Origin of the sequence: Vibrio sp. AIC-3, from assembly GCF_013114515.1 — a bacterium.
GTDB classification, from domain to species: Bacteria; Pseudomonadota; Gammaproteobacteria; order Enterobacterales; family Vibrionaceae; genus Vibrio; species Vibrio crassostreae_C.
The window spans coordinates 23,355-34,731 of sequence record NZ_VTXG01000041.1; the positions used below are offsets into that span (position 1 = coordinate 23,355).

At 44.3% G+C, this 11,377-nt stretch carries 11 protein-coding genes and 4 tRNA genes; 9 read left to right on the forward strand and 6 right to left on the reverse strand.

The window, feature by feature from the left end; genetic code table 11:
- Window positions 1-373: 373 nt before the first annotated feature.
- From kdsA to hemA, 6 genes are all read right to left on the reverse strand, one after another.
- Entirely contained in the window at window positions 374-1,228 is an 855-nt protein-coding gene (gene kdsA, locus F0229_RS20175) for a 3-deoxy-8-phosphooctulonate synthase (protein ID WP_017069619.1), read from the reverse strand.
- 22 nt (window positions 1,229-1,250) lie between these two features.
- The gene (locus tag F0229_RS20180; RefSeq protein ID WP_171733548.1) at window positions 1,251-2,060 is read right to left on the reverse strand and encodes a SirB1 family protein; all 810 of its coding nucleotides are present in this window, start codon (window positions 2,058-2,060) and stop codon (window positions 1,251-1,253) included.
- A gap of 28 nt (window positions 2,061-2,088) precedes the next feature.
- Window positions 2,089-2,472: a SirB2 family protein gene (locus F0229_RS20185; RefSeq protein WP_009848726.1), complete on the reverse strand. Its 384-nt coding sequence runs from the start codon at window positions 2,470-2,472 to the stop codon at window positions 2,089-2,091.
- 194 nt (window positions 2,473-2,666) lie between these two features.
- Window positions 2,667-3,527: a peptide chain release factor N(5)-glutamine methyltransferase gene (gene prmC, locus F0229_RS20190; RefSeq protein WP_065675631.1), complete on the reverse strand. Its 861-nt coding sequence runs from the start codon at window positions 3,525-3,527 to the stop codon at window positions 2,667-2,669.
- 5 nt (window positions 3,528-3,532) lie between these two features.
- Complete coding sequence (gene prfA, locus F0229_RS20195; protein WP_017062313.1) at window positions 3,533-4,621, reverse strand: peptide chain release factor 1; 1,089 nt, start codon at window positions 4,619-4,621, stop codon at window positions 3,533-3,535.
- Between the two features lie 28 nt (window positions 4,622-4,649).
- On the reverse strand, window positions 4,650-5,909 hold the full coding sequence (gene hemA / locus F0229_RS20200; protein ID WP_017062312.1) for a glutamyl-tRNA reductase: 1,260 nt from the start codon (window positions 5,907-5,909) through the stop codon (window positions 4,650-4,652).
- Between the two features lie 160 nt (window positions 5,910-6,069).
- On the opposite strand from hemA, the gene lolB reads away from it, so the two are divergent.
- The 9 genes from lolB to F0229_RS20245 all read left to right on the forward strand — a co-directional run bounded on the left by lolB (window position 6,070) and on the right by F0229_RS20245 (window position 11,242).
- Entirely contained in the window at window positions 6,070-6,717 is a 648-nt protein-coding gene (lolB, locus tag F0229_RS20205) for a lipoprotein insertase outer membrane protein LolB (RefSeq protein ID WP_171733549.1), read from the forward strand.
- On the forward strand, window positions 6,714-7,589 hold the full coding sequence (gene ispE / locus F0229_RS20210) for a 4-(cytidine 5'-diphospho)-2-C-methyl-D-erythritol kinase (RefSeq protein ID WP_171733550.1): 876 nt from the start codon (window positions 6,714-6,716) through the stop codon (window positions 7,587-7,589). Before lolB ends, ispE begins: the two co-directional genes overlap by 4 nt.
- Before the next feature lie 27 nt (window positions 7,590-7,616).
- Window positions 7,617-8,561, forward strand: coding sequence for a ribose-phosphate pyrophosphokinase (locus F0229_RS20215; protein WP_004739814.1), 945 nt, complete (start codon window positions 7,617-7,619; stop codon window positions 8,559-8,561).
- 223 nt (window positions 8,562-8,784) lie between these two features.
- Entirely contained in the window at window positions 8,785-9,375 is a 591-nt protein-coding gene (pth, locus tag F0229_RS20220; protein WP_004739815.1) for an aminoacyl-tRNA hydrolase, read from the forward strand.
- 10 nt (window positions 9,376-9,385) lie between these two features.
- Window positions 9,386-10,477, forward strand: a complete 1,092-nt coding sequence (ychF, locus tag F0229_RS20225) for a redox-regulated ATPase YchF (RefSeq protein ID WP_010439159.1) — start codon at window positions 9,386-9,388, stop codon at window positions 10,475-10,477.
- 280 nt (window positions 10,478-10,757) lie between these two features.
- Window positions 10,758-10,834, forward strand: a tRNA-Met gene (locus F0229_RS20230).
- Window positions 10,835-10,899: 65 nt separating this feature from the next.
- Window positions 10,900-10,984: transfer RNA gene (locus tag F0229_RS20235), tRNA-Leu, on the forward strand.
- Window positions 10,985-11,013: 29 nt separating this feature from the next.
- Window positions 11,014-11,088, forward strand: a tRNA-Gln gene (locus tag F0229_RS20240).
- Window positions 11,089-11,165: 77 nt separating this feature from the next.
- Window positions 11,166-11,242, forward strand: a tRNA-Met gene (locus F0229_RS20245).
- Window positions 11,243-11,377 lie beyond the last annotated feature (135 nt).

Below are 11,377 nucleotides of genomic sequence, written 5' to 3' on the forward strand. Positions count from 1 at the left end.
ACTTCAACATGACTAATCTTAAATTAACATTCTAGATGTAACACGACGATTTCATATTTATGTCGAATTGGTCACGCATAGGTCAACAGTTAAGTGTAACAAAATTATGAGATTACACTCAAACTTCCCCTGCATCACAAGCAATCGTTTACTTACAAAGTGTGATGAATATCAGTAATTTACTGCAAACAGGACTGACCTCACACTCATATAAGAGTTTCTTAGGTAATAACCCGCCACGTTAACAACTCTTTAAATGAACGGTTTATGTTCGGCTGATTTTACGAGATAAAAAAAAGCCCAATTCAGAGAACTGGGCTTTCTTAGATCAACTTTGTTAAATAACGTTTCCGTTACTTCACATCCATCTCAATTATTTAATATCAATATGCTCAAAGCCTTTGATAAGGTCATCAAGTGCTTTCATCTGCTTCAAGAACGGCTCTAGTTTGTCTAGAGGTAGCGCAGATGGGCCATCACAACGAGCTTGGTCTGGGTTTGGGTGAGCTTCAATGAACAGACCCGCAATACCCGTAGCAAGACCCGCTTTAGCAAGTTCAACCGTTTGCTCACGACGACCGCCAGATGCAGCACCTGATGGGTCACGCATTTGTAGAGAGTGCGTCACGTCGAAGATGATTGGGCTACCGTTTGAAGACTTCTTCATTACGCCAAAGCCAAGCATATCCACAACAAGGTTATCGTAACCCATGCAAGCGCCACGCTCACAAAGGATGATGTTGTCATTACCGCACTCAGCGAACTTATCAACGATGTTGCCAACTTGATTCGGGCTCATGAACTGAGGCTTCTTCACGTTGATTACTGCGCCAGTCTTAGCCATTGCTTCAACAAGATCAGTTTGACGAGCTAGGAATGCAGGTAGTTGGATTACATCAACCACATCCGCAACAGGCTGAGCTTGAGCTTCTGTGTGGATATCAGTAATGATCTTCACGCCGAAAGTATCTTTCAGCTCTTGGAAGATTTTGAGACCTTCTTCCATTCCTGGACCACGGTATGAATGAACTGAGCTGCGGTTCGCTTTATCAAAAGACGCCTTAAATACGTAAGGGATGCCCAGCTTCTCGGTTACTTTTACATAGTGCTCACAGATCTGCATAGCAAGATCGCGAGATTCAAGAACGTTCATGCCTGCAAATAGCGTAAATGGCTTGTCGTTAGCAATTGGCATATCGCCAATATGAACTGTTTTCTGTTCCATCATATTCTCTCTAAATAATTATTAATTAGTGAACAACCACTGTCTTTTCGTTCATGACGTTCACTTGAGATTTCAGTAACTCAGATGCCGGGTCATCTGGGCATTGGTCGATAAAGTATTGATAATCGGTTGCGGCTACTTGGTGACAGTCTAGCTGCTGATAGATAAAACCGCGGTCACGGATTTCATATGGGTCATCAGGTACAAACGTCAAAGCAAGGTCAGTACACTTCAATGCAAGTGTATAACGCTCTTCTCGCAGCAGTGCACTCTTGAGCAGGGCTAACCACTTACCAATAATTGTTGGGTGGTCGGCGACTTCTAAGTGCTCAGGTTTCACCTTAGCTAATGGGCCGTCATGTCCAATTAACCATGCTCGCAGCGTTTGTTCGCCAACATACTCACCGTTATAAGGGTTAATATAAGCTGTAGCTTGCCCGTACCAACTTACTTTAAGTAAGAATTGAGTCGGGAAAGAGACGCCCTCTACAGGAAAGCCTAGCTTGCGACCTAGAAAAAGAAAAATCGCCCCCAGACTGACTGGAATACCTTTCTTTCTCTCAAGCACTTTATCGATGAACGCGTTTTCCGAAGAGAAATACGCATCTTTATCGCCAGCAAAACCCCATTCATAAAAGAATAGTCGAATAAAAGATTCAAACTTCTGCTGTTCATCGGTTTCATTAACCAAAGCAAACTCGGCGTCTTTTAACAATCTCGCCAGCTCTTGCTCTGCCCAACTGTCTTGAGTTTCTGGGTTAATCGCTTTATTTAAGATCAATGCACCTTCAGCTAACTCTAGCTGGTCAAAGTCTTCATCAAAAAATTCGTACATAGATAGTTAACCGAAATAAGGAAGATAATTAACCGAAAAATGTTGGTGTCTTGGTCATTGCGATTTTGCCTGCCATCGCTAACCAACCAAGCGCACCAAAGAAAGAGAATACTCTCAGTAGCTTGTTTTTACCTAGCTTAAGCGCAAAGAAACCTAATGCGATGTAAGCCATAACACAAGTTAGTTTTTCGGTTAACCATGGTGCTGCTGGTGTGAATGGAATAAAGCCAGTGATGAAAATCAAACCAATACCCGATAGCAATAGCAACGAGTCATTGATATGAGGGAAACGCTGCAAGAAAGGATGCTTAAGCTTAGGTGAGTTAGCCATCATAAGAGCGAAACGAATCGAAAGAAGTAGCGCGCTTATCGCAATCGTTAATAGGTGAAAATGTTTTAGACCTTCGTACATGGTATTCCTTTATATTTTTATATGTGCTTTCGTTAACACGAGCCTCACAATACCCGTTAATGCTCTGTAGTTCTGCATAAAATCTCTGTATTTCTGCGTTAAATGCATTATCGGGTTAAATGTATTGTCGAGTTAAAGGTATCAATTTAGCAAGTTCATCATCCATTGCTCACAAGACGATTAACAATCACTAACTATGAACAGTAACGACCCAATGTCACTCGGTCATTACCACCGTAATCTTTCTCTGTGACAACATCGAGATAACCGAGCGCCTGCATAATCTCACGAACTGCCAAACCTTGGTCATAGCCGTGTTCAAATGCTAACCAACCTTCATTTTCCAAAAAGCCACGTGCGTTTTCAGAAATGTATCGAATATCTGCAAGCCCTTTCTCTTCAGCAACCAGTGCTGTGATCGGCTCAAAACGCACATCGCCTTGAGACAAATGAGGATCATTCTTCTCAATGTATGGCGGGTTAGAAACAATCAGAGAGAACTTCACAGTTTCTTCAGAGCTCAAAGGCTCAAACCAACTGCCGTGCAAAAAGGTAGCATTGGTGATATTGAGACGTTGTGCATTCTCTGTAGCAAGCTGCTGCGCTTCAGGGCGAAGATCAATACCCGTTACCTGTCGATTCGGCATCTCAGACGCCAATGCTAACGCGATAGCACCTGTACCTGTACCTAAGTCGAGAATCGCGCCTTGCTTGCCGTACGTTTTATCCAAAGCCACCTCAACCAAACGCTCGGTATCTGGGCGTGGGATTAATGTAGAAGGGGAAACTTTTAACGGCAGTGACCAAAACTCACGCTCACCGATAATGTAAGCCACAGGCTCACCGGTTAAGCGACGTTTTAGAAGAGCATTGAATTCAGACTCTTGCTCTGAGGTGAGATGCTTCTCAGGCCAAGTCAGTAGGTAAGATCTTGGTTTATCTAAGGCGTGACAAAGCAGTACCGCGGCATCAATAGAGGGTGATGTGTTATCACCCTCTTGAAGCTTTACGATTGCTGCTTTTAAAGCACTTTCAACCGTATATGCTGACTGCATACTGGTTAGTTGTTCTCTGCAAGTGCAGCAAGCTGATCGGCTTGGTGCTCTTGAAGTACAGGATCAAGCAAGCTTTGCATGTCACCTTCAAGTACTTCGTTAAGACGGTAAATTGTAAGGTTGATACGGTGATCCGAAACACGGCCTTGTGGGTAGTTGTACGTACGAATACGGTCACTACGGTCACCCGAACCTAGTAGGTTACGACGTGTATCAGAAACCGCTGCCGCGCGGCGCTCTTCTTCTGCTTGAACAATACGAGCAGCAAGAACAGCCATCGCTTTCGCTTTGTTTTTATGCTGAGAACGCTCGTCCTGACACTCTACTACTGTACCCGTTGGTAAGTGAGTAATACGGATTGCTGAATCCGTGGTGTTAACGTGCTGACCACCCGCGCCTGATGCACGGAAAGTATCAATTTTAAGGTCGCCCGCTTTGATTTCTGGAAGATCCGCTTCTGGGATCTCAGGCATAACCGCAACCGTACATGCTGACGTGTGAACACGGCCTTGAGATTCGGTTTCAGGTACACGTTGTACACGGTGACCGCCTGACTCAAACTTCATGGTGCCGTAAACAGCGTCGCCACTAACCTTAGCGATCATCTCTTTGTAGCCGCCTTGCTCAGAAGCATTGCTGCTCATGATTTCAACACGCCAACCTTTCTTCTCAGCAAACTTAGAGTACATACGGAACAGGTTGCCCGCGAAGATACCTGCTTCATCACCACCCGCACCTGCGCGGATTTCTAGGAAACAGTTACGCTCATCGTTTGGATCTTTTGGAATAAGAAGAATCTGTAGCTCATCAGTCAGACGCTCAATTGCTGCTTTCGCATCTTTGATTTCATCTTGAGCCATTTCACGCATTTCTGCGTCGTCTTCGTTTGCCATCTCTTCAGCAGCTTCTAGATCTTCTTTCGCTTGCTGGTATGACTGGAAGCAAGCTGTCACTTCTTCAAGTTGAGAGTATTCTTTCGAAAGTGCACGGAATTTGTCTTGATTCCCGATTACATCTGGATCACCAAGTAGATGTTGAACTTCTTCATAGCGTTCAACAAGTGTTTCAAGCTTTACTAGAATCGAGGCTTTCATAATGTCTTATCTTGTTGGAGGTCTAATATTATTGAGGGTTTTCTAAGCCCAAACTCTGTCTAATGACCATTAATTTTGCAGGTTCTCCTTGCTCAGCTGCACTTTGAAGTGCGCGCGTTGGAGCATGGATCAATTTGTTTGTGAGCTTATTGCTGAGCTCGAGTAAAACTTTTTCAGGGTCACCGCCAGCGGCAAGCGATTGTAAACTTTTACTTAATAATTCTTCGCGGATTTCGTTAGCCGATTTACGGTAATCTCGAATACTGTCTACCGCTTGTAAAGAGCGCATCCAACTCATGAACGCGGCACTTTCTTCACTGACGATCGCTTCAGCTTGAATCGCTTCAACTTTACGTTGTTCGATATTGCCATCAACAATCGACTGCAAATCATCAACCGAATAAAGGTAGGCATCATTTAGATCACCAACCTGCGATTCCACATCACGTGGAACGGCAATATCAACCAATAACATCGGCTGATGCTTTCTTGTTTTTAGAGCAGTCTCAACCATACCCTTACCGATAATAGGCAATGGACTTGCGGTTGAGCTAATTACGATGTCCGCTCGATGAAGATGATCAGGGATCTCATTCAAGCTGATCACTTCAGCACCAAATTCTTCTGCTAGCCCTAGAGCACGTTCTCGAGTTCGGTTCGCCACAATCATTTTTGTACAGCCATTCGCCGAAAGGTGCTTAGCCACCAGCTCAATGGTTTCACCCGCACCAACCAGTAACACGGTTGAATCTGCGATGGATTCAAAAATATGCTTGGCTAAGGTACAGGCTGCGTAAGCTACAGAAACCGCGCTTCCGCCGATTTCAGTTTCAGTTCGAACACGCTTCGCAACAGAAAATGATTTCTGGAATAGTTTTTCCATTGAAGCATCAACGGATTTGTTCTCTCGCGAGTCCGTATACGCTTGCTTCACCTGACCTAAGATCTGCGGTTCACCCAAGACTAAAGAGTCCAAACCACAAGCAACGCGCATTAAGTGTTTAATCGCCGCCTGCTCTTCATGGATATAAAGGCTTGGCTTTAGCTCTTCTGGGCTAACTTGATGGAAAACCGACAACCAATCGATGAGTTTGTTTTTAGCCACGCCTTTAACGTCGCAATACACTTCAGTTCGATTACAGGTAGAAAGTATGACACTTCCATTCACGTGTGCATTTGCGTTAAGTTGCTTGAGTGCCTCAGATAATTTATCTGGACCAAAAGCGACTTTTTCTCGCAATTCAACCGACGCTGTATTGTGATTGATACCTACGGCAAGCAAAGACATGTATCAGAAGTTCTCGATCAGGGAATGGAAACAAGGGGCGAATTTTACTTGATGCATGGCTCTATTTAAAGAGCAAGCGGGATTTGTTTTCCTGAGTTCGTGAATTCAATGCTATAGTTGAAGCGTTTTTTAGATAAATTTGAACAAGTTGTGAGCAAATATGAGCAAACTTCGTAGAATCACGTCTCTTATTTTTATGACCATAATTATGGTGGGTTGCTCGTCTATACCTGAACAACCGACCAGTGTTGAGTGGCAAAGTCACCAAAACCGACTTCTACAGATAGAAAACTACCAAGCCTCGGGCAAGCTCGCCTACATTTCTCCAGAGCAGCGCCAAAGCCTAAACTTCATTTGGAAGCATTCACCAAATCACAGTCAATTAAGGCTCACGACATTCCTCGGTCAAACCGCATTGAACCTGACTATAGATCCGTCGGGGGCCAAAGTGGTGACCTATGACGACCAAGTATTTACTCACGCAAGTGCCTCTGTATTGGTTGAGCAACTGACAGGTTTGCAGATACCTATTGATCACCTGCCTCAATGGTTCCTTGGCATTCCAGACCAAGCCGATAGCTACCAATTGAACACGACCAACACGCTTGAATCTCTCACCAAACAAGTCAGCAACCAATTATGGACACTGAGTTTTGCTAACTATCGCAATACAGAGATGCCGAATAAGCAACTATCGGGTGAAGACAACACTAAGGTAGAGATAATCCCACTCCCTACTCGATTGTCATTCAAGCAAGACAATAACAAAATCAACATTGTAGTTTCGAAGTGGACACTGAAAAGATGATAACAACGCCAACCCATTGGCCTTCTCCGGCTAAACTGAATTTATTTCTCTATATCACTGGTCGACGTGACAACGGCTATCACGAGCTTCAAACTTTGTTTCAGTTTGTTGATTTTGGCGATGAACTAACGGTTGCCGTTAATGAAGAAACGAACTCAATCACAATCACACCGGAAATACCAGGCGTTGCAACAGAAGACAACCTGATTTGGAAAGCCGCGACCGCTCTTCAACAATATACATCGACTTCTTTCGGTGCCGATATTGAGCTTAAGAAAGTACTTCCGATGGGAGGTGGCATTGGTGGAGGCTCTTCAAATGCCGCAACCGTGTTGGTCGCACTTAACTATCTATGGCAACTCAACCTGTCTGATGATCAGCTCGCAGAGATCGGATTGAAACTTGGCGCTGACGTTCCTGTATTCGTTCGAGGCCATGCAGCCTTTGCGGAAGGGGTTGGAGAACAGCTTCAGCCCGCTAATCCGGATGAAAAATGGTATCTTGTTGTTAAGCCTCAAGTGAGCATAGCAACTGTAGACATATTCACACATTCAGAATTAACTCGAAATACGCCGAAGCGAGCGCTATCAACGCTTCTAGAGCAAGAATACGTAAACGATTGCGAAAAAATTGTGCGAATGCTGTACCCAGAGGTTGATAAGCAACTTTCATGGCTGCTACAATACGCGCCGTCGAGATTGACTGGCACTGGTTCGTGCGTTTTTGCTGAATTTAGCAGCAAAAAAGAAGCCGAATGGGTGTTGGAACAACTGCCTGACACAGTTTCCGCTTTTGTAGCGAAAGGACGAAACATTTCTCCTTTAAAAGAAACTTTGGCTGAATACCACTCAGCCCACCCACAATCTATTTAAAACTGGACGCAACCCGAGGTTTCCACCGTGCCTGATATGAAGCTATTTGCTGGTAACGCAACACCTGAACTAGCCCAACGTATTGCTGATCGTCTATACATCTCTCTTGGCGATGCTACTGTAGACCGTTTTTCTGATGGCGAAGTCGCTGTTCAAATCAATGAAAACGTTCGTGGTAGCGATGTATTCCTGATTCAATCAACTTGTGCACCAACCAATGACAACCTAATGGAATTGGTGGTAATGATTGACGCAATGCGCCGTGCTTCAGCTGGCCGTATTACTGCTGTAATCCCTTACTTCGGTTATGCCCGTCAAGATCGTCGTGTACGTTCTGCTCGTGTGCCAATTACTGCAAAAGTTGTTGCAGATTTCCTTTCTAACGTTGGCGTTGACCGCGTTCTTACTATCGACCTACACGCAGAGCAAATCCAAGGCTTCTTCGATGTACCTGTTGATAACATCTTCGGCACTCCAGTTCTTCTAGAAGACATGGCGAACCGTGGCTTAGAAAACCCAGTTGTGGTTTCTCCAGACCTTGGTGGTGTTGTACGTGCTCGTGCTACTGCTAAAGCGCTAGGTGATGTTGACATCGCTATCGTTGATAAGCGTCGTCCACGTGCTAACGTTTCTGAAGTAATGAACCTAATCGGTGATGTTGAAGGCCGTGACTGTGTGATCGTTGATGACATGATCGATACGGGTGGCACACTATGTAAAGCAGCTGAAGCGCTAAAAGAGCGCGGTGCTAAGCGTGTATTCGCTTACGCAACTCACGCTGTTTTCTCTGGTACTGCTGCGAACAACATCAAGAACTCTGTTCTAGACCAAGTTATCGTAACGGATTCTATCTCTCTATCTCCAGAGATGGCTGCGACGGGTAAAGTGACAACACTGAGCCTTTCTCGCATGCTTGCTGAAGCGATTCGTCGTATCAGCAACGAAGAATCAATCTCAGCGATGTTCAACTAATCAAAGCCCAATAGCTTTTTTTACAAAAGCTTGGTTTTAGAAACACGCGAGAGAAAGATATTAAGCACTTCAGTCAATGAAGTGCTTTTTTTATGTCTGAGTAATATTGCACTGCTAGTTATCACAAACAGGAATAATCGCGCAGCTATCAGCTAGCTCGCACCTTTTTCATAAACTGTGATATCATACGGCGCTTTTTGAAATCCCAAGAGAGATCCATACCTTGAGCCAACAAATAAAACTTCTCGTTGGACTGGCTAATCCAGGTCCAGAATACGCCAAAACTCGCCACAACGCGGGCGCTTGGGTAGTTGAAGAATTAGCGCGTGTACATAACGTGACACTAAAGAACGAACCAAAGTTCTTTGGCCTAACGGGTCGTATCATGGTTCACGGTGAAGATCTTCGTTTGCTGATCCCAACGACTTTTATGAACTTGTCAGGCAAAGCAGTTGCAGCCTTAGCAAAGTTCTACCAAATTAAACCAGAAGAGATCATGGTCGCTCACGATGAGTTAGATCTGCCTCCTGGTATTGGAAAGTTTAAAAAAGGTGGTGGTCATGGCGGACATAATGGTCTGAAAGACATCATCAGCAAGCAGGGTAACAATAAAGAATTCTATCGTCTTAGATTAGGCATCGGCCATCCAGGACACAAAGATAAAGTTGCAGGTTATGTATTAGGCAAAGCTCCTCAAAAAGAGCAAGAGTGTATCGAGGCCGTCGTTGACGAATCGGTTCGCAGCCTAGACATCTTATTAAAAGATGGCCTACCAAAAGCACAAAATCGCTTACATACGTTCAAAGCAGAATAAGGTTTATATCATGGGTTTTAAATGTGGCATCGTTGGTCTACCAAACGTTGGTAAGTCAACTCTGTTTAACGCACTGACTAAAGCAGGCATCGAAGCAGCAAACTTTCCATTTTGTACGATCGAACCAAACACAGGTATCGTTCCGGTTCCAGATCTACGCTTAGATGCATTAGCAAAAATTGTTAATCCACAGAAGATCCTTCCAACGACAATGGAATTCGTAGATATCGCGGGCCTAGTTGCTGGCGCATCTAAAGGTGAAGGTCTTGGTAACAAATTCCTAGCTAACATCCGTGAAACTGACGCTATCGGTCACGTTGTACGCTGCTTTGAAAATGAAAACATTGTTCACGTTGCTGGCAAAGTATCTCCAATTGAAGATATCGAAGTGATCAACCTAGAACTTGCACTGGCTGACTTAGACAGCTGTGAGCGTGCAATTCAACGTAACGCGAAGAAAGCGAAAGGCGGCGACAAAGACGCTAAATTCGAAATCACTGTACTAGAAAAGCTACTTCCAGTTCTAACTGAAGGTGGTATGGCACGTACTGTTGAACTTGGCAAAGAAGAAGCGGCAGCAATCGGCTACCTAAACTTCCTAACGCTTAAGCCAACAATGTACATCGCAAACGTTGCAGAAGATGGTTTTGAAAATAACCCATACCTAGACGCTGTTCGTGAATACGCAGAAAACGAAAACAACGTTGTTGTTGCTGTTTGTGCAGCAATCGAATCAGAGCTTTCTGAGCTTGATGACGAAGATCGCGAAGAGTTCCTTGCGGATATGGGTATCGAAGAACCAGGTCTTAACCGAGTGATCCGCTCTGGTTACGAACTACTGACTCTTCAGACTTACTTCACAGCTGGTGTTAAAGAAGTTCGTGCTTGGACAATCCCTGTAGGTGCAACTGCGCCACAAGCAGCGGGTAAGATCCACACAGACTTCGAGAAAGGTTTCATCCGTGCTGAAGTTGTTGGATTCGATCACTTCATCGAATTTAACGGTGAGAGCGGTGCGAAAGACGCAGGTAAATGGCGCCTTGAAGGTAAAGAATACATCGTTAAAGATGGTGACGTTGTTCACTTCCGCTTCAATGTATAATTCTGATTAAACATCTAGAAAAAAGGCCAGTGAATTCACTGGCCTTTTTGTTTTTCCCCTTTCTAAATTGTCCCTCACCAGAAACTTAACTTCCTATATATATCGCCTTTTAGACCTGTTTTTTGTCGACAAATACGCCTCTTTGTCTAAAAAGAAACCGAACAGATGTTTATTCGCGATTTATTCAAAAAAAAAGTTGACGGGTTTCACTCAACTCCGCATAATGCGCCCCGTTCACAGCGAAGCGGCAACGTTTCGAAATGAGCAACAATATGGAAATGGCTACTTAGCTCAGTTGGTTAGAGCACATCACTCATAATGATGGGGTCGCAGGTTCAAATCCCGCAGTAGCCACCATTTCCTAAGCACTCTATTTGATATTAAAGTTTGTCTTTAGTAACAAAGAGTTTTTAGGAAATAACGCGGTCGTGGCGGAATTGGTAGACGCACCAGATTTAGGTTCTGGCGCCGAGAGGTGTGAGAGTTCAAGTCTCTCCGACCGCACCATATTGAGATATCTTAATTGATATCATTGTTGGGCTATCGCCAAGCGGTAAGGCACCGGCTTTTGATGCCGGCATTCCCTGGTTCGAATCCAGGTAGCCCAGCCACAATTTAAAGTGTAATTATCTTTAAAAAGATAATGGCATTGAAAGCAAGATTATATTATATTGTCTCGCTCTCAGATGGCTACTTAGCTCAGTTGGTTAGAGCACATCACTCATAATGATGGGGTCGCAGGTTCAAATCCCGCAGTAGCCACCATTCTTTCTTCGAGAAAGAAAAGACAACTTTGTATTGAATCACCAATATTCAGTATGACTATAAAGATTTGCTGCGGTCGTGGCGGAATTGGTAGACGCACCAGATTTAGGTTCTGGCGCCGAGAGGTGTGAGAGT

What these genes read in the sequence shown, in the direction of transcription:
- kdsA (WP_017069619.1), bottom strand. Translation starts at nt 1,228, where the DNA reads ATGATGGAACAGAAAACAGTTCATATTGGCGATATGCCAATTGCTAAC.
- prmC (WP_065675631.1), bottom strand. Translation starts at nt 3,527, where the DNA reads ATGCAGTCAGCATATACGGTTGAAAGTGCTTTAAAAGCAGCAATCGTA.
- ispE (WP_171733550.1), top strand. Translation starts at nt 6,714, where the DNA reads ATGATAACAACGCCAACCCATTGGCCTTCTCCGGCTAAACTGAATTTA.
- lolB (WP_171733549.1), top strand. Translation starts at nt 6,070, where the DNA reads ATGAGCAAACTTCGTAGAATCACGTCTCTTATTTTTATGACCATAATT.
- F0229_RS20185 (WP_009848726.1), bottom strand. Translation starts at nt 2,472, where the DNA reads ATGTACGAAGGTCTAAAACATTTTCACCTATTAACGATTGCGATAAGC.
- prfA (WP_017062313.1), bottom strand. Translation starts at nt 4,621, where the DNA reads ATGAAAGCCTCGATTCTAGTAAAGCTTGAAACACTTGTTGAACGCTAT.
- ychF (WP_010439159.1), top strand. Translation starts at nt 9,386, where the DNA reads ATGGGTTTTAAATGTGGCATCGTTGGTCTACCAAACGTTGGTAAGTCA.
- F0229_RS20180 (WP_171733548.1), bottom strand. Translation starts at nt 2,060, where the DNA reads ATGTACGAATTTTTTGATGAAGACTTTGACCAGCTAGAGTTAGCTGAA.
- hemA (WP_017062312.1), bottom strand. Translation starts at nt 5,909, where the DNA reads ATGTCTTTGCTTGCCGTAGGTATCAATCACAATACAGCGTCGGTTGAA.